We start from the raw sequence: 24,065 nt of genomic DNA, 5'->3' as shown, positions 1-24,065 counted from the left end.
CAAGCTCTCACAAGAGGTCGTCGCCATTCTTGGGCTCGCTCCTCAAGCTGTTTGAATGGAAGAAAAAATGTCCGTGGTTGCTTGCGTTTTTCTGCTCATCCACGCAAGAAAGCCGCTATCGGTCAAGGTTCGGAGTTATCTAAGATAGATTATATAACATTTCTTCTGACCCCTCAAATTGCAAAAAGCACCTATATAGCGTCATTTATCACGATATGAGCCTATCTGTAGTGTTTTTCTACTTTAATCTCTTTTTAGGGCTGTTTCTGAATGGGGTAAAAGATGTTCCTCCAACCCATTCAAAGATATTGTCCTAAACTCGACACAATCCTTACATTTTCTGCAAGGACATGCTATAATTATTAAAGAGGAAAAACGAACCTTAAAAATGTCAGAAGACCGACGCTCCAAAAAGGCATAAAAAAACGGGAACCCTTGGTATGACTGGATTCCCGATACATTCTATTTCCCTACGGCTTAGGAGGCCGTCGCTCTATCCACTGAGCTACAGGCCCGCTCGGGACGGCGATTATGTTATCACGAGGCTGGGAAGAGTGCAACTATCACTATGAGCGGCAGTATTTTGCAAAATGTAGGTATAGATCGTGCTCTTTTGCAAAATTTTTCTCAAAGAGCTTTACTGAAAGTTCCGTATCGGAAGCTAGTTGGGTTGATAAAGCTTGGCGATTAGGGAAACGTCGCTCACCCCGTAAATATTCTTCTACAAATACCAGAATTTTTTTATAATAAAGATCTCCATAAAAGCCTGCGATATGAACTTCTATGCGGAGGCTTTTTACGTCTGGAAATGTGGGATTTGAACCAATATTTAGGGCCCCTGGATAACATTTCCCATCCACGATAACCGTAGCAGCATAGACTCCGGAAGGAGGAATTATTTTGTGTGAGGGAACATTCATGTTCGCTGTGGGGAAACCGAGTTCTCGACCTCGGCGATGACCTGGAATAATCTCCTGATACATAAAAAACGGATATCCTAGAAGATATTTTGCCATCTGCATACGACCAGATAGCACTTCCCCCCTAACGACTGTACTACTTACTGCTAAGCCATCTATTTCAAGAGTAGGTACGGGAGAGAAAAAAAGTCTATTATTATGGCAATACTCTCTAAGAAGTGAAATATTGCCCTTTCTTCCTGCACCAAAACGGAAATTTTCGCCTACAACAATGCCTGTTAAGTGGACTTTGCTTTCAAGAAAATCAAGAAACTCAAAAGGGGATAAGGAAGCAAAACGCTCATCAAATGGAACCCACAGAATGTGAGGAATATCGAGTGCCGATACTATGATTTTTTTCTCTTCTTCTGAAAACAGCAAGAAAAGCCGTCTGGGATTAAAAATAAACTGAGGATGAGGAGAGAATGTAACTACGCCCCATTGGTCATTTTGTTCTCTTGACAGACGCGCCGCTTCTTTAAGAAGTAATTGATGCCCTTTATGAAAACCGTCAAAAGCTCCTATTACTTGGATCATCAAATTATCCCTCTAAAAAATATTTGTCCGAGGACGAAAGAAAGTGTTAGTTTCAATTAATTCTAAAGTTCCTAGGGAAAAAAGTTTTTTCCCTAGGACACATATAGCAATGTTCGTTGGGACAGGACCTCTCGAGATAGGAAGCATCTCCTTAATTCTTATTTTTAACCCATTTTTTATATTTTCTTCTTGTATCGTATTTGCTTCATAAATAGTGAAGTGTGCAGCAAAGTCTTGAAGAGATAAGGTCTTGTTCAAGACTTCCTCCCAATTATATTGTTCTGCTTCCTGGTAAGAAAGAGCGCTTTCTAACTTCATGGTTCCTGTAGAAAGTCGTATCAGCTCCGTAACTGTGGCTCCACATCCCAGTTTTTCTCCGAGATCTCGCACGATACTCCGAATATACGTACCTTTATGACACCGAACAAACAGAGAGATTTCCCCTTCTTTCGATATATTCGATATACGCCGAATAAAGGAGACGGTAACTGGACGAGGGGCTAGGATTGGCGAGCACCCACCACGTTTGAGATCAGAAGCTCTTTTCCCTTGAATTTTAATGGCAGAAACTGTGGGAGGCAGTTGCATTCGCATTCCTTGAAAAGCAGGTAATATGGCATCTATTTTTTCGGAAGTTATGTGAGAGAAAAAGGATTGACTCACTATTTCTCCTGAATAATCAAGAGTTGATGTAGATACCCCCAATTTTAAGGTCACTTTATACTCTTTAGGCAGCATCATGACATAATCGGAGAGACGAGTGGCATTTCCCAACAAAATAACGAGAAGGCCAGAAGCCGTAGAGTCTAGAGTTCCACCATGTCCGACCTTTACCCTTTTAGGGAACTTAGTTCGAAGGAGGTGAACGCAAGAAGCACTTCGGATTCCCGTAGGTTTATTCAATAGCAAAATCGAACTAACCATCCATATCCTCCGTAATAACACGGATGATATGTTTTTTGGCCTCTTCCAGCGAAAGGGAAAGTTGACAACCAGCGGCTTGTTTATGCCCTCCTCCGCCAAAGCGATGAGCTATTTTTTGCGCAGAAATTTCTCCACGGGAACGAAGGCTTATTCGAATTCGATCTTTTTCTTCCACAAGAAGTACTGCAAAAACCACGTCTTTTACCTTAAGTAGCTCGTTGACCAAGCCTTCAGTATCGGCTGGGTCGGAGTTGAGGCATGAAAAATCTTCAAGAGTTATCCAAGAAAGGCAGGCTTTTCTTACATTTCCAAATAAACACGTTCTTTCGAAAACTCTTCCCCATAAATGAAGGCTTTGCAGAGGTTGATTATAAAATATCTTTTGACTCATTTCTGCGGGGGGAACACCTCTCCTGATAAGATCTGCCGCTGCCTCATGAGTACGGGGAGACGTGGATGAAAAAGAAAAATTTCCACTATCTGTAACGATAGCGGTATAAAGCCCTAGAGCTGATTGGAAACTATATCCTGTCGAAGAGATTAAGAAAAGGCTCCATAAAATTTCTCCAAGGGAAGAAGATGTTTCATCTACGTAATAGTAGTCACCAAATAAAGTATTATCACCGTGGTGATCTATATTTATGAAAGTACACATATTTTGCAGTTCCTGGATATTAGATACAGATCGTTCTATGTTGCTCGTGTCTAAAAATATGATGGAAGTTTTTCCTTCCACTGGCGGCAAATGATTATCAAAAACCTGGTATTCGTCCCCAAAAGGGAGAAACGCATACGTATCAGGCAGAGGATCAGGACCTCCCCAAATAACACGTTTCCCCCTCTCTTTTCCATGAACTACAAGAGCCGACGCTGAACCGAGAGCATCGCCGTCTGGCTTTTGGTGGGTTAGTATCACCCAAGAGGATGATGCATTTAAAATGGAATATAAATCCCCAAGGCTTATATTACTCCTCACGTTTATTCACTCCGTTAGTGTCAGAAGAAGGATTAGTCTCTTCTTTTAAACTGTCCAAAAGAGCATCAATCCGCCGTCCATAATCTACAGAAGGATCAATAGTGAAGCGAATTTCAGGAATTTTCCGAAGACGTAACTTCTTCCCCAACATGCTGCGCAAGGGACCTGCTATACTCTCTAGAGCCTTAAATACTACCTTACGCTGTTTCGGCTCAAGAGTAATAAAATAAACTACTGCAAATTCGAGATCTTTAGAACATTCGACCTCGGTTATGATAGCTTCTTTAGCTGTTTCATTTTTAATTTTATACTCCAGAAGCATGCTTATCTCTCGCTGGAGTTGTTTGTTAATTCTCTGCATTCGGTAATTCGTCATACTTATCGACCTCTTGCCAATAATGAACAATTACGAAAGTCGACATATCCTCTTCTTTTTGTAGAAAATTCCAAATTGCATCTATGCGTTCTTCACACATAGTATATGTAGTTCCTACAAGAGAAAAGGCTAAAAAAGCTTGATCCCATCGACCTTCAGGACCTATATCGACAACGGATACATTCCATCGTCGGCGAATCCTATCTATTAACGACCGAACTACTTGCCGCCGTTCTTTTATGCTTCGACACCCAGGTATGTCTATTTCTACCTGGAACACCCCTACATAGGGGTATAACTCATTCTGTTTCATATCAAAGTAAAAGGATTGTGCCATCCCTAATCGAGATGGCGTCGCTCCTCTATAAGTTCAAAGGCTTCTATTACATCTCCTTCTCTAAAATCTTGGAAGCCAGCAAAATTAATGCCACACTCATACCCTGCGTTTACTTCTCGAGCTTCATCTTTAAATCGCTTCAGATTTGATAAACTGCCTGTCCATACAACAACTCCATCTCGGATCACTCTAGCCCGCGCACTCCGCTTAATGGTGCCTTCCGTTACATAACAACCAGCAATCTTACCAGCTTTAGGAACCTTGAAAACCTGACGGATTTCTGCCTGTCCTAAGGGTTCTTCTCGAATAGTGGGAGTTAACATACCTTCAAGAGCGACTTTTACGTCATCGATAACGTCATAGATAACGTCATAGAGTCGAATCTGTATACCTTCAACTTCCGCTATCTTTTGAGCATTTTTGTCTGGCCGAACATTAAAGCCGATAATAACAGCATTAGAGGCGGAGGCTAACATAATATCAGATTCTGCAATGCGACCTACTCCACGATGGATTATATTAATACCTACTTCAGATGTTCCCATTTTTTCAAGAGCGGCACATAAAGCTTCACATGTGCCTTGAACATCGCATTTTACCAAGAGATTCAGCTGAGGAATTTCTCCCTCTTTCATTTGAGAGTAGAGCTCCTCCAGAGTCATTCTCTTGGAAGTTACGGTTTCAGCCTCTCGTTTGATTTGTTCCCATTTTGCAGTTTTGTCTCTAGCTTCTCGCTCATTTTCTACCAAAATGAAACGTTCACCAGGTTGAGGCACGGACGTTAGGCCTAGAACTTCCACAGGTGTGCTGGGACCAGCTTTTGACACCTGACGCCCTCTGGAATCAAGCATGGCTCTGATCTTTCCCCATGTAGAATCAAGGAGAATAATGTCTCCACGGTGTAAGGTCCCTTGCTGGACGATAACAGTAGCCACAGGCCCCTTTCCTTTATCAAGTTTTGCTTCAATAACAATTCCTTCTGGGGTAACAGTCGGATCAGCCTTTAATTCTTCCATTTCTGCGACGAGGAGGACCATCTCCAAAAGTTGGGGAATTCCTTGCCCTGTTTTTGCAGATACATCTACCATTATGGTATCGCCACCCCACTCTTCGGGAACAAGGCCAATATCTGATAGTTGTTGTCTGACCCTGTCGGGACGAGCAGCAGGTTTGTCTATCTTATTTACAGCTACAACAATAGGTACTCCGGCTGCTTTCGCATGGTTAATAGCTTCCCGAGTTTGAGGCATGAGCCCGTCATCCGCTGCAACTACAAGAATAGCGACATCAGTAGCCTGTGCTCCTCTTGCCCTCATTGCAGTGAAAGCCTCGTGTCCTGGTGTGTCGAGGAAAATTATCTTTTTCCCTTCATGATCAACAGTGGAAGCTCCTATGTGCTGGGTAATTCCACCTGCTTCTCTGGCAGATATATTAGTTTTTCTAATATAATCCAAAAGTGTTGTTTTCCCATGATCAACATGTCCCATTACTGTTACGATCGGAGATCTTGGTTCCATGTGGTCTCCATGAAATACGGGCCTTCCCGCAGAAAGAGTTTTTCCCTCTTCCTTTGGTGCAGATCCCTCTTCTTCAAACTGAAACTCTATGTTATAGGCTTCGCCTAGCGCGAGAAGAATAGCTTCATCAATGCTAGTCCCTGCTGGAGCCATAATTTCAGCATCAACAAGAGTTTTAACTGTTTCTGCCACAGGGACATCAATAAGTCTGGCTACTTCTTTCACCGTGGCAGTCTTACGAACACGTACGCATTGTTTTTCCTTCACCATTGTTTCCTCTTTCTGCATTTGAGGTGTATGTTTGCCCTCCTCGCTTTTAACAGTTTCTTCAATGAGCTGGGCTACTTCCGTATCGATAGAACTCATATGAGTTTTAACTTCAACACCAAGATCTTCCAACATGCTCAATAAATCTTTATTACTTTTTCCTAACATCTTGGCTAGTTCATAAACTCTTATTTTACTCAAATATATTTCCCCCTTCCGCTAGCATGGCTTGTATTTTCACAGCAAAGCCACTGCGTGACGGCAAAGCCACAATTTGTGTATTTGTGGTTCCGATAGCTTTCGATAATTCCTCTCCCGTGAGGGGGATTGTTTCTATTTTGCATTGTTTCCGCTCTTCATATCCAAGAAATTTACGTCTAGTGCTTTCAGAAGCATCCTCAGAGAGAAGAACAACTAACCCCTCGTTTTTTATAAAAGCTTTTTTTATCTGGTCCTGCCCAACAAGAAGTTGCCCCGAACGACGTGCCAAGCCTAAATAGGTAAATAAAAGATCCTTACTCAATTAAGGAATCGCCCCCCTTCTCCTTTTGTTCAAGAAGGGATAGTAGCTCTATATACACTCTCTCATCCACGTTGCATTTAAATACTTTCGAAAGAGCTTTCCTTTTTTTGGTCTCCTCAATACACTCTCTGTTCAGGCAAACATATGCGCCTCGCCCAGACATCTTACCTGTAGGATCTATAGCTATTGAGCCGTCAGGCGTACGAACAACCCGTATAAGATCCTTTTTAGGACTTTCTCTGTGACAACCGACGCATGTTCGTGGCCGCTTCCGCTTTATATGCACCACTAATAAGGCACCTCTTAATCTATAATGTCCTGAAAAATGTCTTGAAGCGTTGGCATCCGATCTGGCTCCAAGGCTTTAATGTCTATCTTCCACCCTGTTAGCCTTGCTGCTAGTCGAACATTCTGACCAGCCTTACCTATAGCAAGAGATAACTGATCAGGGCGAGCATAGACAGTCACAGCCTTGTCCTGCTCCAAAACAGGCTCTATTTTGACTATTTTGGCTGGAGATAAAGCATTACGAATAAAAGTTAAAGGATCACTGCTCCATATAATAACATCAATTTTTTCATTCGAAAGTTCCTGGCTAATAGACTTGATTCTAGCCCCGCCATTCCCTACGCAAGCGCCTACTGGATCCACATTACTATCCAAGGTCTGAACAGCTACCTTTGCTCTTGTCCCAGCTTCTCGTACAATCCCTTTTATTTCAATAATTCCTTCCTGAATTTCAGGAACCTCAAGTTCCATCAGCTTCCGAAGTAATCCCGGGTGAGTCCTGGATACAACTATTCGAGGTCCTCGGGTAGTTTGACGCACATCAAGAAGGTAAAATTTTAATCGTTCTCCAGGGACATAAGCTTCACTAATAATTCGTTCTTCCCTAGGTAATATAGCCTCTGTTCGATCATTAAGCCGCACTAAAACTTGATCGTTTTCAGCTTTAAAAATAACCCCATTCACCAAGTCTCCCACTCGACCAGAAAATTCTTCAAAAATTATTTGTCGCTCTGCATCTTTCAGTTTCTGTATAATAACTTGACGTGCTGTTTGCGCTGCTATACGTCCAAAATCTTCAGGGTTTACTTCAATTCGAATGTACTCGTTGATCAATACATCCGTGTAGCCCATTTTCTGCACATCATCAAGACTAATCTCTATATCTGGCTGTTTTACATCCTCTACAACAAGTTTCACTTCACAAATAGAAACATTCCCACTCTCTAAATCTATATGCACTTCTACGTTTTGGTTTCCACCCTGATATTTTTTATATGCGGAGATTAGTGCCGCTTCTAGACTCGATGCGATCACTTCCGGTGTCAGGCCACGCTCTGCTGTGAGCTGTTTCAGTGCACGGATGAAATCACGTCCAAGCTGCATATTTCTCATCCTCCTCCAAAATTTCCACAATAATAAGTTTAATCGCCCTCGTAAACTAAGTTGCTCTTCTGTATAGAGGCCCACGGGATATCGACTTCTTGTGTGGTCTCTTCCAGGCTTAGGCGAATAGAGCCAGTATCTTTGTTGACCCCGAGTATTTCTCCTTTAAATCTTTTACGTCCCTCCACTGGCGCTTGGCACCGAACTTTAGCCTTGCGTCCAATAAATTTCTCGAAATCCTCTATAGAGAAAAGAGGACGATCAAGACCAGGGGATCCTACTTCTAAAAAATATCGCTGAGGAATGGATTCGTCATGAGCATCAAGATATCGACTCACACTCTTCGAAACAATCTCGCAATCTTTCACAGTAATGCCACCAAGCGTATCTATATAAACCCTGATATAAAAGTTATGCGCTTCTCTAGCAAAAATAACTCCCACACATTCATAACCATTTTTTTCCACTATATCGCAAATGGAAGTCCTGATATTTTCTTTATCAAAGGTTGCTGTCATTATAAGACCTCCTCTACGTGGGATGATGATATACACAAAAAACAAAGAGTGGGGAAACCCACTCTTTGGGAAATAACCAGATCCTCTCACCTATCACTCATACAGAATGAGTATAACATGTTCTTGCATTTTCTTACAACTATCATAAATAGCTATCAACAATAAAAGAACTCCACCAATCTATAAGAGATGTTTCAAACTCTCGGGAAGTATTAAATCCTATTGTCGTTTTATCTGCAAGAACTTCTTCAATCAAGACTGGAAGTTCCAGAATTCCTCGCCAATATTTTGACTCTGTTCCTACATCTCGAGTAAATATCCTGGAAACTTTCATGAATTACACCTTCTATTCAATCCAATAGTTAGGAGCCTCCTTAGTTACTACTACGTCATGGGGGTGATTTTCTTTAACAGATGCTGGTGTGATCTTTACAAAACGGGACTTGGAGTGAAGCTCTTCTATATTTGAAGCTCCAACATAGCCCATTCCTGCCCGCAATCCCCCTAAAAGTTGGTATACTACCGCAGATAAAGGCCCTTTATGCGGAGCCAGCCCTTCTATCCCTTCAGGAACAAGTTTATCACTACTTGCTGATTCTTGGAAATAGCGGTCTTTGCTGCATCCTTCCCGCATGGCGCCAAGAGACCCCATTCCTCTATAACTCTTAAAGGAGCGCCCTCGATAGATTACTACTTCTCCAGGACTTTCTTCCGTTCCGGCAAAAAGAGAGCCGATCATCACACTATCAGCTCCACCTGCAATAGCTTTTACAATATCTCCCGAGTATCGAATTCCCCCATCAGCGATGACTTTCCTTCCGCGAGCGTGTACCACCTTAGCGACGTTAAAAACAGCGGACAGCTGAGGAACGCCAATCCCAGCTATAATTCTTGTTGTACAGATAGATCCTGGCCCTACCCCTACTTTAACAGCATCCACTCCTGCATCAATGAGGGCCTCCGCAGCATCAGAAGTAGCAATATTCCCCCCAATTAAAGGAATGTCAGGATACTGTTTTCGTATTTCCTTCACGGTTTGAAGAACTTTTACTGAGTGTCCGTGTGCCGTATCCACAACTATAATGTCAACCCCGCTTTTTACCAACATTGCAACTCTATCGTACACATCAGTCCCTACGCCTACTGCAGCTCCTACTCGTAAACGACCATGAGAGTCCTTGCATGCATTAGGGAAGTCTCTGACTTTTTGTATATCTTTAATAGTAATAAGACCTTTTAACTTCCCTTCTTTATCAACGAGAGGCAATTTTTCTATTTTATGTTTCATTAAAATATTTTTCGCTTCATCTAAAGTAGTTCCTTCTGAAGCAGTTACAAGCCGTTCATGTGTCATAATGGCAGAAATATCCTGTTCAAAATCAGTAACAAAGCGAAGATCCCGGTTAGTAATAATCCCAACTAGTTTCTGTTCATGGTTCACAATAGGAACCCCTGATATATGATAGTGCTCCATCAGATCCACAGCCTGCTGCACCTTATCCTCAGGATGAAGAAAGAAAGGGTCCACTATAACGCCAGCTTCAGAGCGCTTCACTTTATCGACTTCTTTAACTTGTCTTGCTATAGGCATATTTCGATGAACGATTCCTACTCCTCCTTCTCGAGCTAAGGCGATAGCAAGCCGTCCATCTGTAACAGTATCCATGGCGGCACTGCATATAGGAGAGTTCATCTCTATGTCAGGGGTTAAATAAGTACTTACGTCTACTTGAGAGGGGAGCACCTCACTATACCCTGGCACTAACAGAACATCGTCAAAAGTGAACCCCTCATAAGGAACAAATTTACTCTCGATCGTCATTTATGTGACCTCCTCATTCCACTTCTCTACCTTCTAGCCAACCGCAGAAGGGTCTCCGTTTTTCCCAAAGCTGCCATTTCTAATGGTAGTGCCGGACCTTGCTCTTCTCCGGTGAGTAAGAGCCGCAACGGATGATAAAATTCTCTGCCTTTTAACCCTTTTTCTTTTTGGTACGTCCGAAGTGTTTTGTTAATGATTTCAGACTCCCAAGTATCATTAATATTTTCAAGTACACGAACCACTTCAGGTATCCATTCTGGAATTGGAACAGACAATGCTGAAGGGCTAAAAAACCATTTGAGAGATTTTAAAACGTCTGAAGGTGTAAGGCAAGCCCCCGAAATGTCTTCAAGCAATAAAAAAAGAGGTTTTCTATCTTTTTCTCGAAAAAAAGTCTCTTTATCCGGTGCTAAGTGGCAAAGTTCGTCAAAAAGCCAGCTTGTCCCTCTATGAGCCATGGCCTTCTTTTGCCAAAATTCAAGATGAGCCTCATCGTGGACGGGAGAAGATGTTGCAATCCTGCTAAGAGAAAATTCCTCTATTAATTCATCCTTGGAAAGTAGATTCAATGGATTTTCAGGCGTCCAACTTAATGTAGATAAATAAGCTCGTAGAGATTCAGGCAAAAAGCCTCTTTCTCTATACTCCCGAACAGATTGTGCGCCTGTTCGTTTGCTCAGTTTTTGGCGATCCATCCCGACAATCATAGGCACATGACCATAGCGAGGCGAGGGTAAATCCAATGCTTCCTGTATAAGAGTTTGAAGCACGGAATTTATGAGATGTTCATCACCGCGAATAACATGTGATATTTCCATAAGGGCATCATCAAGGGCTGCCGAAAGAAGGTATGTAGGCCAACCATCAGAGCGTTGTACTATAAAATCTCCTATTTCTTCATAGTTGTACTCGATCTTCCCATGAACAAGATCGTCTAATATAAATACTCCTTTTTCGGGTACTGCAAAGCGCCAGCAAGGTTTCTCCCCACTTAGAATTTTTTCCTGAATTTCCTTTTCAGAAAGGCAACGGCATCGCCCCGAATAGCGAGGAGGAAGCCCCTGTTCTAGTTGAAAATGCCTGTCTTCTCTAAGCTGTTTCGGAGAACAAAAACACGGGTAAATAGCTTCTTTATCTTTTAGAATTTGAAGATAACGGGAGTAAATATCCATACGATGGCTTTGAGTGTAGGGACCATATGAGCCACCCTTTGCGGGGTTTTCATCAGTATCAAGTTCCAGCCATTCCATATCTTCATAAAGCATGCGGGCATAAGATTCTTGAGAGCGTTCTTGATCTGTATCTTCTATTCGCAGAACAAACTGCCCACTATGTTTTTTGGCAAAAAGCCAGTTGAAAAGAGCAGTGCGAGCTCCTCCTATATGAAGGAAGCCTGTAGGTGATGGGGCAAAACGAGTTCGTATCATAAAATTCACCTTCTCCATCGAGAGAGTGTCGCTACAGCGGTGCACTTCATGCACTCAGCTCTTCCTACAGCACCTATGCGCTCTCCCGATTTAACTTTTATGTTGATTTTCTCAGATTCCATTTCAAAAGCAAAAAGACGTTTGCCTAAATTCTCTTCCATTTGTTTCGTGAAAGAACCAAGCCGAGGAAGTTGGGCTTGTAATGTAACATCAACCCAAAGGATGTCCCATCTACCTTCCTTCAAAAGGGAGGCTACACGAGAAAGAAGGTCAAGGGAAGAAATATTTTTATATTGAGGATCAGACGCTGGAAAAAGTTTTCCTATATCAGGAAGGCCAGCGGCCCCTAATAGAGCATCCATAACAGCGTGAGCAAGTACATCTGCGTCAGAATGCCCATCCAAGCCTAAAGGAGATTCTATTTCTACTCCTCCAAGAATCAATGGTCTGGAAGGCACAAGAGGATGGATGTCAAATCCATTTCCAACCCGATATTCCCTATTATTACTCGCTATTTGATGAGCTAGTATAAAATCTTCCTGATAAGTAATTTTCATATTGCGTCTTGCTCCTGGTATCGTAACAATTTTTTTCCCTAAAGCGATCCAAGCTTCCGCTTCATCTTTAAAAAGTAAATCTTTATCTGTGTCGAGAGCCTCTAGTAATTGCAAACGGGGGAAACATTGTGGGGTTTGTGTAGTATAAAGATGCTCTCTAGAAGTTGAAGAAACACGCTCTTCCCCTTCAACAATTTCTATCTTTTTCAGTGCATCGGATATTGGGACTACCGGAATAACGCCCAAATTGGGATTCACATGATCCATTATAGTTATGCAAAGTTCTTTATCTACAAAAGGTCTGGCTCCGTCATGAATTAAGACATAATCAGAGGATGCCATTGCTACTCCGTTTCGAACCGATTGAGAACGAGTTGTGCCTCCTGCTACAACAAGAAAAGACGTTTTCTCTGATAACGTTGATAACGTTTTTTTTATGCTGGTTATACTATCAGAAGGGACAACTAAAATGATCTCCTGAATTTTCCCCAGAGCGAGGAGTTCTTCAGCTACGTGGAAACTCCATTGCCAAAGAGGGGTACCACCAAGAAGCCTAAATTGTTTAGGAGAGCCTCCTATGCGCTCTCCTAAACCGGCTGCCGCTATTATAAAAGAGAAAGTCTTCACGGCCTGACCTCTCTACGGATACGACCGAAAACCATTCGTCCCGCAGATGTCTGAAGCATGGAGGTCACTACCACTTCTACTCGTTTCCCTATGTAATTCTCCCCATCTTCTACCACCAGCATCGTGCCGTCATCTAAATATCCAACACCCTGATGAGGCTCTTTCCCTTCCCGGATTACATCTACGATGATAGACTCTCCGGGAAGAAGCATTGGTTTCATCGCATTCGCTAAATCATTGACATTCAAAACAGTAATTCCCTGGATTTGCGCTATTTTGTTAAGGTTATAATCTGTGGTAAGAATTTCTCCTCCAATTTGCTGCGCTAATGCCACAAGGCCGCTGTCAACTGTCTCTACTTTCAGTTGTTTAAGGGTAACTTCCATAATTTCTACATCAAGAGAGGAGAGCTTTTGAAGCTCATTCACTACATCAAGGCCTCTTCGTCCACGCGTTCGGCGAGCTGGATCCGTAGAATCTGCTACTGCCTGAAGCTCTAATAAGACGAAGCGGGGAAGAACTAATACACCTTCCATAAATCCGGTCCGGGCAATGTCGAGAATTCGACCATCGATAATGACGCTCGTGTCAAGAATTTTACGGGGTGGGCAAAGATCCTCCTCTCCTTCAATATCTTCGTGAATGACGCGTCCTTTTTTAGTTTTTCGGGTAGCTAGACGCTCCTTAAGAGCTCCTAAATTAAAAACACCACGAATGTCTTGCTGACGCTTCCAAAAAATTCGCGCGCCTAGGTAACCCAGAACTATATTGAGTACAATTGCAATGTAGTTCCCAACAGGGAGATCGGAAAAAGGAACTGCGATAAGATTTGCAATAAGAAGACCGACAATCAGTCCTAAAGTAGCAGAGGATATATCCTGCCAACTAAGAGTTTTTAGATGATATTCAAATAAGGCCCCAATAAAGCCAAGTCCTTTGAGAAGCAATGGCGTAATTGCCCAACCTATAAGAGCAAAAATCCCCATACAAGCGAAAGTATAAAAAACCTGTTTTGCTAACCATGCAGGGAGCCATACTCGCACTGATTCTGAGACAGGTGCCGGAATATAGGGAACAAAAAGAGACGCTAATTGGTACCCTGCAATTCCAAAAAATATCATCATCAAAATTCGACATACCCGTCGCAACACATTGCCAAAACCATCAGCCATACCCCTCACCTCCTATTTTCTCATATTCTTTTTGACTTCAATTCGGGATTCAAAGGCTGCATGCAATGTAATTCTGTCGGCAAATTCTATACTTCCCCCCACAGGGAGTCCATAGGCTAGACGACTGATTTTCACCTGTAGATCATCTAATTCTGACAATAACGAATAAAACGTCAGGTCTCCTTCCACTCGAGGATTGGTAGCAATAATAACCTCTTTGGCTTCTGTTTCAAGAATACGGTGCCGAAGATGCTCTACCTCGGTAGAAGATAAATCCTCCCCATCGAGAGGAGAAACTCTGCCTCTTAATATGTAATACAACCCATTATATATTCCTGCTTGCTCCATGCTTAAAAGATCTTCTGGCGACTCTACAACACACAACAGGCGTCTATCTCGTAGAGGATCGGCACATATGGAACAAGGATCAACATCTGTAATATTACCGCAAAGAGGGCACTCATGAAGACGCTCCTTTAATCCTTTGAGTAAAGAGGCAAGTTCTTTTGAATATGCATCTGGCTGCTGTATGATAAAAAAGGCCATCCTGCGGGCACTTTTTTCGCCCACGCCGGGGAATCGTTTTAAAAGAGATATTAGCTGTTGTAGAGGTTCCGGAAGAGACACGTTACATTAACCCCAATGCTCCAAGAGCTCCGGAAACCTGCCCCATTTTTGCGTTGGCAATATCCCTGCTGTTTTTAAGAGCTTCTGAGACTGCAGCAAGAACCATATCTTCCAGCATTTCAACATCGTTAGGATTCACAACTTCTTTCTCTATCTTTATAGATAAAATATCTCCTTGACCATTGGCAACGACTTTAACCATACCTCCCCCAGCATTTCCTTCCACTCTCTCTTGTGCCAAATCTTCCTGAATCCTCATCATTTGGGCTTGCATTTTCTGGGCCTGTTTCATAATTTTGTCCATTTTCATAACATCCTACTCTCCTTTATAAAATAATTAATGATGATATGCCATTCCTTCGTGTATTGCTATAGCTCGATAAAGTTGTTCTGAAAGAAAGAGAAGACATAACTCATGAGGAAAAGTCATTTCCGATAGAGAAATTAATTCTCCACTCTCTTTTTTTATCTTGTCTGAAAGACCATATGCTCCTCCAATAACAAAAACCAGCCTCCCATGTACCTCTTCAATATGGCGATAAAGCCATTGAGAGAACTCCCGGCTGGTAAAATGTTGCCCTCTTTCGTCTAAAAGAACGAGAAAATCCCGTTCTTTTACTTTCTTCAGCAAAGCCTCGGATTCCCGTTCTACAACCTTCTCCGGACTGGAAGCCCTTCTTCCTTCAGGAACGTAGTCTATTTCTATAGGAAGATAAGGCTGACAACGCTTCAAATATTCGGAGACCATGTTTCTAAGAGCACGGTCCCGAGGTTGCCCTATAGTTATTATAACAATTTTCATCACTCTTACTCCGGGAAATAAGAAAAACCTTGCAACTTTTTCTTTTTGGAAAGTTTTTTAACCGCATATCGTTCTTGACGTTCCCGCTCAGATAGGATATCACGAATTCGACTCTCTTCCTTATGAAGAGTAGGAATTAAAATATATTGTAGAGTATTAATTTTAAGCATTGTTTTAGAAAGCTCCTTTTCGAGAGCGGATAGTTTAGCTTTCAAGTTGATAAAAAGCCATACTTTCTCCTCTATTTTTTTCATTTCGTTGAGTAAATCATCTACATATAACGATGCCATCGCCGGGTCATAGGCAAGCCCTGAGAGAGAAAATACTTGTTCTTTTAACGGTTTGAACTGGGAATAACGGCATCCCATAAGGGTATGTCGTTCCACATCTACTTGAGTATGTTCTCTTTCTGGCTTTATGAATTGTAAGACCGATTGCCCTTCATACATTCGAATAAGAGCATATATAAAAGAGATATGGCGCATCTGTTCTCTAAAGAAAGATTCCAACTTCTTGAAATTTCGTCGATCCTCTTCTAACGTCCTTAAAAGAGCATCTCGTTTTTTTTCGAGAAGCTCTTTTCCATATTGAACTGTGGCCATTTGACGACGGACATCAATAAGTTGTTCCCTGGTCGGTGGTTTAAGGTTCTCGTTCATTGTGAATGAGTCCCAAGTTTCTCTGTAATATAATGCTCCGGTAAACGGTAGAGCTCTCTCGCAGGAAGTTCTGCTAAACATTGCCAAGCTATTTCTACTGTTTCATGAAGGGAGCGATATATATTACCTTGGTTGACAAATTTTTTTTCGAATTTTTCCCCGAACTTAAGGAAAAGATGTTCGGTTTCTGTAAGTCCATCATCACCCACAATTAATCGCAATCTCGCAAGTTCCTGAGCACGAGCATAAGATGCATAGAGTTGGTCAGCCAAAGCTCTATGATAATCAAAAGTTCTCTTTTTTCCAATCCCTTTATTCATGAGACGACTTAAGCTAGGCAAAACATTAATGGGTGGAAAGGCTCCGCGATCGTGAATGCTTCGGTCTAAAACAATTTGTCCCTCTGTTATGTAACCAGAAAGATCCACTACAGGGTGAGTCATGTCATCATCAGGCATAGTAATAATAGGTATCTGAGTAACGCTTCCAGAGCAATCTTTCACGCAGCCTGCACGCTCATAAATCTCCGCTAAATCTGAATACATATAGCCTGGATACCCTCGTCGCCCTGGAACTTCTTCTCGAGCGGCACTGATTTCTCGTAATGCTTCGCAGTAATAGAGCATATCAGTCATAACGACCAAAACGTCGTAACCTTTTTCAAAAGCAAAATATTCTGCAGTAGTAAGAGCCATACGTGGAGTTAAGAGTCGCTCTACAGCAGAATCGCTGGCAAGATTTAAAAAAAACACTCCGTTATTGATAGCTCCTGTACGTTGGAATGTATCGATAAAATAGCGAGCCTCCCTGCGGGTAATTCCCATAGCTGCAAATACGACAAGAAACTCCGCTTCTCTTCCAGGAACTCGAGCTTGCTGTACTATCTGGGCAGCTATCTCATTAGCTGGAAGTCCTGAACCTGAGAAAACTGGCAGTTTTTGCCCCCGCACCAGAGTATTCATAAGATCAATAGTAGATATGCCAGTCTCAACGTATGCATTAGGGCTCATCCTCTGCACAGGATTGATGGGCATTCCTGTTATAGGCAAATCCTTATCAATAAAAGATAAGCGGCCACCGTCAAGAGGCTGCCCACGACCGCTAAGAATTTGGCCTATAAGAGCATCTCCCACTGGCATCCTTACCACATCTCTCTCAAACCACACAGTCGTGTTTTTTATGTTGAGGCCAATCGTTCCATCAAAAACTTGAATAACACAGAGATCTCCCTGTATCTGAAGGATCTGGCCTGTCCGTATCCCTGTAGGTGTTTCTATGCGCACAAGCTCTCCATATCCTGCTTTTCTAATGCCAGACACAAAGAGAAGAGGTCCTGATATGCCTGATACAGATCGATAACCTTCTAAGAAAAGTTTCATTCGGGAACCACCACCAGATCGTTGAGCTTCTCTGAAAAACGGAGAAGCCATGTTGTCCCTCGTTCCTCTAATTCCTCTTCTGCAGCCTCTCGCAGACGTAAGAGCTCTACGCGCAAGGGATAGTTAGCTATTTGATCGTACAAGAGCCCTTCCTCTATTTGTTGTTGAACAAGCGTATCAAGACGTCGTAATATATGAAGCAATGCAAACTGTTTTTTCATGGAACAGCTTGCGTCTGCTTCACTAAAAGCATTTTGTTGCAAGTAAATAACTTTTATAGTATCAGCATGAGTTAAAAGCCATTTATCTTTTTCAGAAAGACCGTCTCTTCCCACAAGTTGAACGAGGTCCATAAGTACTTTCTCTCGGTCTAGCATCTCTTTTAGATAATTTTTAAGTTCTTTCCATTGAGGGCCGAATTTTTTCTCGAAGATAGGAGCTAAACTTTCTTCATATAAAGTGTAGCTTTGACGCCAGTTTATAGCTGGGAAATGCCGCTGCTGAGCCAGACGCTTATCTAACCCCCAAAATGCGCCAGAAAGACGCAGGCTGGCTTGTGTAACAGGTTCGGAAAAATCCCCTCCCGGGGGAGAAACAGCATTAATAACTGTTACAGATCCTTCTCGTTCAGGCACACCTAACACGACTGTTCTTCCTGCTCTTTCATAGTATTGAGCCAATCGGGTTCCTAGATAGGCTGGATATCCTTCCTCGCCTGGCATTTCTTCCAGACGCCCTCCAATTTCTCTAAGAGCTTCCGCCCATCTTGAAGTGGAATCTGCCATAATAGCGACGTTGTATCCCATATCTCTAAAATACTCGGCTAAAGTCATTCCTAAATATATGCTAGCCTCTCGGGCCGCAACAGGCATGTTAGAAGTGTTAGCAATCAAAACCATCCGCTCCATAAGAGGAGCAGCATGGAATGGATCATTAAGTTCTGGAAATTCTTCAAGAACTTCAGTCATTTCGTTTCCTCGCTCACCGCAACCGATATAAATAATAATATCGGCATTACACCATTTTGCTAAAGACTGTTGAGTTACCGTCTTCCCAGTACCAAACCCTCCCGGCAAAACTGCCGCTCCACCAAGAGCGATAGGGAACAGGGTATCGAGGATACGTTGCCCCGTGAGGAGCGGAGCATCGAAAGGAAGACGATTTCCTACTGGACGGGAACGTCTTACTTCCCATCGTTGTTTCATACAAAGCTCTTCTCCACTTTCTAGGCAACACAGGGGGGTTCCTACGGAATAGTCTCCTTCTGGAGCCACCCATACTGCAACAGCTGTTGAAATCTCTGGAGGAACCATAATATAGTGCCTCAAATAAGAACCTTCTATTACATAGCCTAGAATTGTTCCAGAGCTTATGGAAGTTTCTGGTTGCAGGAGAGGTGTAAAATGCCATATTTTGTTTCTATCTATAGAGTTAAGATGTATACCCCGTTTGAGATAAATACCCTCCTCACCTAAAACTCTTAGAGGGCGACCAATTCCATCAAGGACGCTACCCAAAATTCCAGGGCCTAAATCTACTGCTAAAAGCTCCCCCGAAAATTCTATAGGCTCTCCGTTAGTAACTCCTGATGTATCTTCGTATACCTGTATATCTACAGAGTTCCCTTCTATTCGAATCACTTCTCCTAGAAGCTTGTTATCTCCAACGTAAGCAACCTCAAACATTTTTACAGGAGAAAGAGTAAAGCCACGCACAACTGGCCCGGATATTCCCGTTATTTTCCCTGAAGACACTGCTATGGCCTCCTCTCTCAGTCCCTTCCCAGAAGTAATGAAGGGAAAGGGATCCACACTGGTCTTTGCATCTTCTCAAACCGTTTACGATAGGTATCGGGAAGTTCATTAAACCATTGTTCTTCCACGATAATAAAAGCAATTGATTCTTCCAGTAACTCACGATATGTACCAGCAATATCCGAAGGATTCTCACACACAATCCCTTCAAAGCCTTCCAGACTCCATAGATCTACAAACAATTGTTTTCCTAAAACTACAGCTCGTTTTTCTTGAGATGCCATAATCTATTGCCCTCCAGCTAAAAGCTTACAGGAATAAGCTTGGATAAAAGATTTTCTTTCTGCAAATCTATGGAAAGCCCTACTGCCAAGAGATTTAAATTATGCCACTCGATAAAATATTTACCCATAAAACCTAAGCTCACTTCAATCCCAAGAGGATCCCCTCTAAATAAGTTCGCTTGCCACTTCATAAATTCTACAAATAAACTTCTCTGATAATCATGAGGAGATTGTTTCCCTTCCATTTCTAACGTCTTCTGCCAAGGGGTCAAATATACAAGTTCTTTAAGGGAGCTGTTTTTTGATAAGCGCTCTCGAGAAAGCCATTTACCATTCGGTATGTACATACCTACGGCTTCATTCTTTTGAATATACTCGTTTTGCCATCGAAGCCAGATTCCTAAATTCCACATATCTATAGATCGCCCTAAGTATTCTGATAGCATCCGGCTGTTTTTTGAATGAAACGAGGCAATAGTTTGCCAGCCAAAATCCAGCATATGTTGCAATAGGAATCGTTCGGCCTTAACAATGTCTCTGGAATGATCCATCTCGGAAATAGCTCGGGCTAAAATAAGGGCGAAAGGGTGACCATTAGCTCGACACTTCCCAATAATATCTGAGGATGTTATCTGGTTCCCCCATAGTTCCCCATAAAACTCTTCCGGCAAAGCCCCATAATTATGCCACTGGGGTTCTCCCCCCCCACGGTTCCCACTAAAGGAAGCTCTCAGGATCAATCTTCCATTTAGCAGGTCTGAGCGAGCCAATGCTATTTCTAATAGTTTCTGAGCCTCACCTTCCGCCTTTTCTCTAAGGAAACGCATTTGTCGACTAACATGATGGGCTATAGCAGCTTCTATACGACGAAGAATCCCTTTATGGGACATTACTAACTGGAAACGAAAGCTCTCGGAATAAGGGCTTTCGAGGAGGTATTGTTCAAAGGTTTCTAAATTCCCCTCTGCTATTCTCTGATAATCTCCATCTGTAAGGAAATTAGAAATACGAGCCCGAATACGAGCATTAAGATATCCGTAATTCTCGCATGAACTCCGTATCTTGAAGAATTGTTCGAGCTTCCCTAGAAATCTTTCTAATAATGGCTGGCTCAAGTCTTTGCCACCTCGTTTTAAAGGTATTATCTATAATAAAGATATTATCTTCCGAAGTTACAATACATCCTCCCCACAGCTCTTCAGATAGATTCTCTTTTACGCTTAATATCTCTTCTCTATCTGGAACAAAAGAACTATCTCCTGGGAGGACCTTTACACGACAAGGCCCCGTACATAAATTCATAGCTTCTAATACCAAACGTGCCATAATATCTTCGTAACGAGATGAAGTTTGACGCAATCTCTTGAGGTGAGACTGAGCTTCTATCTCTATTTCTTTTACAAAATAATCATATTCGTCTAAAAATCTTTTACGAAATTGGCTATGTGCCAACGTTACATTGTGACGGAACAAAGCATCAGCCCTGTTTTCTTGATCAGCCCGCATAGTAACTATACGTTTCTCAACAGCCATCCTTTGGGTTGCAATTGCTTCCGCTACCTCCCATTCTGTTTTTTTCCTAAGGTCGTTTAAATTAAGCTCATGCTCCCTCCTCAGAGATTCTATGAACTGTAAAAGATCCTGAGAGTTTGTGCGTTCAGACACGTTCAATCACCTAGGCAAATTGAAGAATTAGCATAATGGCAACAACAAAACCAAGGATGACCATAGTTTCAGGAATTGCTTCAAGAATAATCATGACTCCGGCTGTTTCTGGCTTTTCTGCAACAGTTCCAGCCCCAGCGCTTCCAATTTTTGCTTGAGCCAACGCTGTAGCAAAAGCTGGGATACCTACCGCTAAAGCCGCCGCCAATGCAATTATCCCCTTCTCCATCTAAATTCCCTCCCCCGAGAAAATGGTTTATAGTCTTTACCACCACCAGAATAGAATTTACCCATAAATTCTACATAGTGGAGACGCGCTGAGTGGATACTAGCTCCTCCAATGGCTAGTACAAAATTAAGTAAATGAACACTTAGAGCAAGAAATATCCCTAAAAGAGACAGCCCAAAAACATCAATAAACTTTGAAGCCACAAGAGCTAAGATAGCTGAAGAAAGACCTATAGCCGCAATTCGAACGTAGCTTAAGATGTTCCCTATAGCCCCCATTGACTCTACTAGCCCACCAATACCTCCTCCAGCTATGAGAAGGATTAACCCTATTATGAGGCTCGACAGGGCAATGGTGAATACCTCTTGAGGCAACCATCCTTTAAGAGTTACGAGAGCCCCTATGAGTGCGAACAAAACACATAAATTACCTGTTTTCTCCATCCACACATGGCGTCTTTTCGTTTTTATTCCTTCATAAAGACCTATAAAAAGCCCTAAGATTATGTGAGCTGCTCCCATTACGATAGTTAGAATCATAACTGGCATAACTGCATGGGAACGCTCTACCCAAAGAGGTTCCATTCCAAAAAGACGATGTCCAACATCACCAAAAAGCTCTCCGTAAGCAACTCCCCAGGCAATGCTCCATATAGCCATGAATATTACAATGACGCCTAAATCATTACATATTCTATTTTGAGATCTTTTGCGAAGGGAAAAACCAAGTAGAAAAACAAGGAGCCCGTATCCGACATCTCCTATCATGCACCCTCCAAATAGGGGAAAGAATAAAGCTATAGCAGATGTAGGATCAGTTGTTTTATAACGAGGTGGTTGTAGTAGCTTTAAAAAAAGCTCGAACGGACGAGATAGAGTGGAATTGGAAAGAGAAATCGGGACGTCATTCCATTCTGCAGCAGAGGGATAACGCCATTGAATGAAAATATCAGAACCATAATTTTTCTTAAGGGAAGATAATACTTTTTCAAGTTCATCTGCAGGGACCCATCCTTCTATCAAAAAAGCATCTCCTAAAGAATGGGCCATTTTCCCTAAGAAAATTTCCTCTAACTTTTCATCAGCCAATATATAGATAGCTGCAAGTTTGGGCCCCCATATTTGAGCTGTATTTTTTAAATCACTTTCAAGCTCTTTCCGCTTTTGGGGCAGTAAATCAAGGCCTTCCTCAATGGCATCACTAGTCTCAAGGATATTTCCCCTTTCATATTCGCTCGGAGCCTTCCAAAGAGCACCATTACAAGATTCCATAATTCGAGATGCCATCTCAGAAAATTGTTCGTTCACAGCAACAGCGACTAGCATTTCTCCGTCAGGTTGAATATAAGGATGATAACGCATATATTCTCCCGTTTTTATTGGAGCTATACGAGATATTTCATTTCGAATCAGCGTAAGTGCTTCTGCCATGTCTGTTTTGTTCATCCACCATAAGGAGACATAATAACCTTCAGAAATATCTTTCCTTAAGAAAGAGTGGAAATGAAGCAATATTTCATGAGCATTTTTTAACTTTACGTAAAGATCTTGTAAATCTTTACGTTCGTTCAACGAACACCCTAACCTATTGGAAAATTGATCAAGGCTATGACTAATTTCACTCACTATATCATCGAAGGGCAAATTTAAACTGTAGCGAGCATGAGAAATATCGCTTTCTTTAAGAGTTGCCCAACCTGTCCATTCCAATGCCTCTAGAACGCCAAGCAACTTCCCGCGAAGAAGCTTTAGCCTATCGAGTTGTGGGGATGTTATGTCTAGAGATTTTGGGGGATCTAAATGCAATATGCCTAAATCATGGAGGGTTGCAATAATATCAGATTTACGCCTTGTTACCCCCCATATGGCGAGTCTTAACATATCTCGAATCAATTAAATAAGCATCTCCTTTCCCCCTACCCTCCTCCAGCCTTTGCTTATGGCACTATTTCTTCCACTATTTCTTCCACTATTCGGGCAACGCGACCAGATGTCTTTAACGTCTTCATAACTTCATTTAATTGGCTATGCAACTGTTTTTCGCGCTCAGAGACCCTCATCTTTATAGCAAGCTCTTTTTCATACCATTCCTGTTCAACCTTTTCAATGGAATTTTTCTCCATCAAATTTAAACGGTTGAAAGCCTCTCCTTTTTCTTTTAACAACCTTTTTTTTTCATTTTCAAGCTCTTCTTCTAATTTTTGACGGTAGGTTTCTATGGTTTTTTCTACGAAATCAAGAGGCGTGTTGTTTTCGAGGGGATTATTCGCTTTCGTCACTTTCATGCTCCTCCATAACAAACTCACAGAAAGCATCTCTGTTAATAATTCCAATAAGCTTGTTGTTTTCAACGACAGGGAGCCTTTTTATTTTTTTCCGCAGCATTAAGTCAGCAACAGTCATGAGGCTTGCCGACGAATCTACGAAGACAGGAGATTTTGTCATAAAATCTTTAACTGTTTTTTTGCCGAGGTTTTTAAAACGGTCTACAAGGCGAATTTCTCCGTTGTCAAGAAAGGAACTTTGGGCTAAAACTTCCAAATAGGTGGGAACTGCTGCTTTTAAAATATCTGTTTCTGAAATATAGCCTATAAGTTCCCAGTCTTCTCGCACCACTGGGATACCTGATATATTATGGCTATATAAAATACGAACTACATCTAGGATAGAGTCTTCCTCCATTACTGCTGCGAGGTCCTTATGCATTAATTCACGCGCAAAGGTGTTCACTCAAAT

General features: G+C 42.0%; 28 protein-coding genes. All 28 read right to left on the bottom strand.

Annotation, left to right across the window (positions count from 1 at the left end):
- Positions 1 to 566 precede the first annotated feature (566 nt).
- A complete protein-coding gene (gene ribF / locus K360_RS0105825; RefSeq protein ID WP_024822244.1) occupies positions 567 to 1,496 on the bottom strand; it encodes a riboflavin biosynthesis protein RibF in 930 nt (309 codons plus the stop codon).
- A gap of 12 nt (positions 1,497 to 1,508) precedes the next feature.
- Entirely contained in the window at positions 1,509 to 2,420 is a 912-nt protein-coding gene (truB, locus tag K360_RS0105820; protein ID WP_024822243.1) for a tRNA pseudouridine(55) synthase TruB, read from the bottom strand.
- Positions 2,413 to 3,396: a DHH family phosphoesterase gene (locus K360_RS0105815; protein ID WP_024822242.1), complete on the bottom strand. Its 984-nt coding sequence runs from the start codon at positions 3,394 to 3,396 to the stop codon at positions 2,413 to 2,415. Before K360_RS0105815 ends, truB begins: the two co-directional genes overlap by 8 nt.
- Complete coding sequence (gene rbfA / locus K360_RS0105810) at positions 3,386 to 3,772, bottom strand: 30S ribosome-binding factor RbfA (RefSeq protein WP_024822241.1); 387 nt, start codon at positions 3,770 to 3,772, stop codon at positions 3,386 to 3,388. The genes K360_RS0105815 and rbfA overlap by 11 nt, the downstream gene beginning before the upstream one ends.
- A complete protein-coding gene (locus tag K360_RS11015) occupies positions 3,744 to 4,109 on the bottom strand; it encodes a DUF503 domain-containing protein (RefSeq protein ID WP_024822240.1) in 366 nt (121 codons plus the stop codon). Before K360_RS11015 ends, rbfA begins: the two co-directional genes overlap by 29 nt.
- Before the next feature lie 2 nt (positions 4,110 to 4,111).
- Positions 4,112 to 6,094 (bottom strand): translation initiation factor IF-2, encoded by a 1,983-nt coding sequence (gene infB / locus K360_RS0105800; RefSeq protein ID WP_024822239.1) that lies wholly within the window; start codon positions 6,092 to 6,094, stop codon positions 4,112 to 4,114.
- On the bottom strand, positions 6,087 to 6,416 hold the full coding sequence (locus K360_RS10630; protein ID WP_024822238.1) for a L7Ae/L30e/S12e/Gadd45 family ribosomal protein: 330 nt from the start codon (positions 6,414 to 6,416) through the stop codon (positions 6,087 to 6,089). Before K360_RS10630 ends, infB begins: the two co-directional genes overlap by 8 nt.
- Positions 6,409 to 6,705, bottom strand: coding sequence for an RNase P modulator RnpM (gene rnpM / locus K360_RS0105790; protein WP_051461108.1), 297 nt, complete (start codon positions 6,703 to 6,705; stop codon positions 6,409 to 6,411). Before rnpM ends, K360_RS10630 begins: the two co-directional genes overlap by 8 nt.
- Positions 6,706 to 6,719: 14 nt before the next feature.
- On the bottom strand, positions 6,720 to 7,808 hold the full coding sequence (nusA, locus tag K360_RS0105785) for a transcription termination factor NusA (protein ID WP_024822236.1): 1,089 nt from the start codon (positions 7,806 to 7,808) through the stop codon (positions 6,720 to 6,722).
- Positions 7,809 to 7,846: 38 nt separating this feature from the next.
- The gene (locus K360_RS0105780) at positions 7,847 to 8,326 is read right to left on the bottom strand and encodes a ribosome maturation factor RimP (protein ID WP_024822235.1); all 480 of its coding nucleotides are present in this window, start codon (positions 8,324 to 8,326) and stop codon (positions 7,847 to 7,849) included.
- A gap of 142 nt (positions 8,327 to 8,468) precedes the next feature.
- On the bottom strand, positions 8,469 to 8,660 hold the full coding sequence (locus K360_RS0105775; RefSeq protein WP_024822234.1) for a hypothetical protein: 192 nt from the start codon (positions 8,658 to 8,660) through the stop codon (positions 8,469 to 8,471).
- Between the two features lie 12 nt (positions 8,661 to 8,672).
- Complete coding sequence (guaB, locus tag K360_RS0105770) at positions 8,673 to 10,148, bottom strand: IMP dehydrogenase (protein WP_024822233.1); 1,476 nt, start codon at positions 10,146 to 10,148, stop codon at positions 8,673 to 8,675.
- Positions 10,149 to 10,174: 26 nt separating this feature from the next.
- On the bottom strand, positions 10,175 to 11,575 hold the full coding sequence (gltX, locus tag K360_RS0105765) for a glutamate--tRNA ligase (protein WP_024822232.1): 1,401 nt from the start codon (positions 11,573 to 11,575) through the stop codon (positions 10,175 to 10,177).
- Between the two features lie 5 nt (positions 11,576 to 11,580).
- Positions 11,581 to 12,759, bottom strand: coding sequence for a 2-C-methyl-D-erythritol 2,4-cyclodiphosphate synthase (ispF, locus tag K360_RS0105760; protein ID WP_024822231.1), 1,179 nt, complete (start codon positions 12,757 to 12,759; stop codon positions 11,581 to 11,583).
- Positions 12,756 to 13,931: a PIN/TRAM domain-containing protein gene (locus K360_RS0105755; protein WP_024822230.1), complete on the bottom strand. Its 1,176-nt coding sequence runs from the start codon at positions 13,929 to 13,931 to the stop codon at positions 12,756 to 12,758. The genes ispF and K360_RS0105755 overlap by 4 nt, the downstream gene beginning before the upstream one ends.
- 12 nt (positions 13,932 to 13,943) lie before the next feature.
- The gene (gene recR, locus K360_RS0105750) at positions 13,944 to 14,558 is read right to left on the bottom strand and encodes a recombination mediator RecR (RefSeq protein ID WP_024822229.1); all 615 of its coding nucleotides are present in this window, start codon (positions 14,556 to 14,558) and stop codon (positions 13,944 to 13,946) included.
- 1 nt (position 14,559) lies between these two features.
- Positions 14,560 to 14,868: a YbaB/EbfC family nucleoid-associated protein gene (locus tag K360_RS0105745; protein WP_024822228.1), complete on the bottom strand. Its 309-nt coding sequence runs from the start codon at positions 14,866 to 14,868 to the stop codon at positions 14,560 to 14,562.
- A gap of 27 nt (positions 14,869 to 14,895) precedes the next feature.
- Complete coding sequence (locus tag K360_RS0105740; protein ID WP_024822227.1) at positions 14,896 to 15,360, bottom strand: 23S rRNA (pseudouridine(1915)-N(3))-methyltransferase RlmH; 465 nt, start codon at positions 15,358 to 15,360, stop codon at positions 14,896 to 14,898.
- A gap of 5 nt (positions 15,361 to 15,365) precedes the next feature.
- Positions 15,366 to 16,019, bottom strand: a complete 654-nt coding sequence (locus K360_RS0105735; protein WP_024822226.1) for a V-type ATP synthase subunit D — start codon at positions 16,017 to 16,019, stop codon at positions 15,366 to 15,368.
- Positions 16,016 to 17,449, bottom strand: a complete 1,434-nt coding sequence (locus K360_RS0105730) for a V-type ATP synthase subunit B (RefSeq protein WP_338025001.1) — start codon at positions 17,447 to 17,449, stop codon at positions 16,016 to 16,018. The genes K360_RS0105735 and K360_RS0105730 overlap by 4 nt, the downstream gene beginning before the upstream one ends.
- Positions 17,395 to 19,152 carry a V-type ATP synthase subunit A gene (locus K360_RS0105725; RefSeq protein WP_024822224.1) on the bottom strand — a complete coding sequence of 586 codons (1,758 nt, stop codon included), beginning with the start codon at positions 19,150 to 19,152 and terminating at the stop codon, positions 17,395 to 17,397. Before K360_RS0105725 ends, K360_RS0105730 begins: the two co-directional genes overlap by 55 nt.
- A 17-nt stretch (positions 19,153 to 19,169) precedes the next feature.
- The gene (locus tag K360_RS0105720; RefSeq protein ID WP_024822223.1) at positions 19,170 to 19,436 is read right to left on the bottom strand and encodes a V-type ATP synthase subunit F; all 267 of its coding nucleotides are present in this window, start codon (positions 19,434 to 19,436) and stop codon (positions 19,170 to 19,172) included.
- Between the two features lie 17 nt (positions 19,437 to 19,453).
- Positions 19,454 to 20,551 (bottom strand): V-type ATPase subunit, encoded by a 1,098-nt coding sequence (locus tag K360_RS0105715; protein WP_024822222.1) that lies wholly within the window; start codon positions 20,549 to 20,551, stop codon positions 19,454 to 19,456.
- Entirely contained in the window at positions 20,463 to 21,101 is a 639-nt protein-coding gene (locus K360_RS0105710) for a V-type ATP synthase subunit E (protein WP_024822221.1), read from the bottom strand. Before K360_RS0105710 ends, K360_RS0105715 begins: the two co-directional genes overlap by 89 nt.
- Before the next feature lie 10 nt (positions 21,102 to 21,111).
- Positions 21,112 to 21,330 carry an ATPase gene (locus K360_RS0105705; protein ID WP_024822220.1) on the bottom strand — a complete coding sequence of 73 codons (219 nt, stop codon included), beginning with the start codon at positions 21,328 to 21,330 and terminating at the stop codon, positions 21,112 to 21,114.
- Complete coding sequence (locus tag K360_RS0105700) at positions 21,315 to 23,222, bottom strand: V-type ATP synthase subunit I (RefSeq protein WP_024822219.1); 1,908 nt, start codon at positions 23,220 to 23,222, stop codon at positions 21,315 to 21,317. Before K360_RS0105700 ends, K360_RS0105705 begins: the two co-directional genes overlap by 16 nt.
- A 44-nt stretch (positions 23,223 to 23,266) precedes the next feature.
- Complete coding sequence (locus K360_RS0105695) at positions 23,267 to 23,608, bottom strand: hypothetical protein (RefSeq protein WP_024822218.1); 342 nt, start codon at positions 23,606 to 23,608, stop codon at positions 23,267 to 23,269.
- On the bottom strand, positions 23,592 to 24,059 hold the full coding sequence (locus tag K360_RS0105690; protein WP_024822217.1) for a CBS domain-containing protein: 468 nt from the start codon (positions 24,057 to 24,059) through the stop codon (positions 23,592 to 23,594). Before K360_RS0105690 ends, K360_RS0105695 begins: the two co-directional genes overlap by 17 nt.
- Between the last annotated feature and the right edge of the window lie 6 nt (positions 24,060 to 24,065).

The sequence above is a fragment of the Aminobacterium mobile DSM 12262 genome, assembly GCF_000526395.1.
Classification (GTDB): Bacteria; Synergistota; Synergistia; order Synergistales; family Aminobacteriaceae; genus Aminobacterium; species Aminobacterium mobile.
Note: the sequence above shows the minus strand (reverse complement) of the source record. Positions and strands in the feature narration are given on the sequence as shown.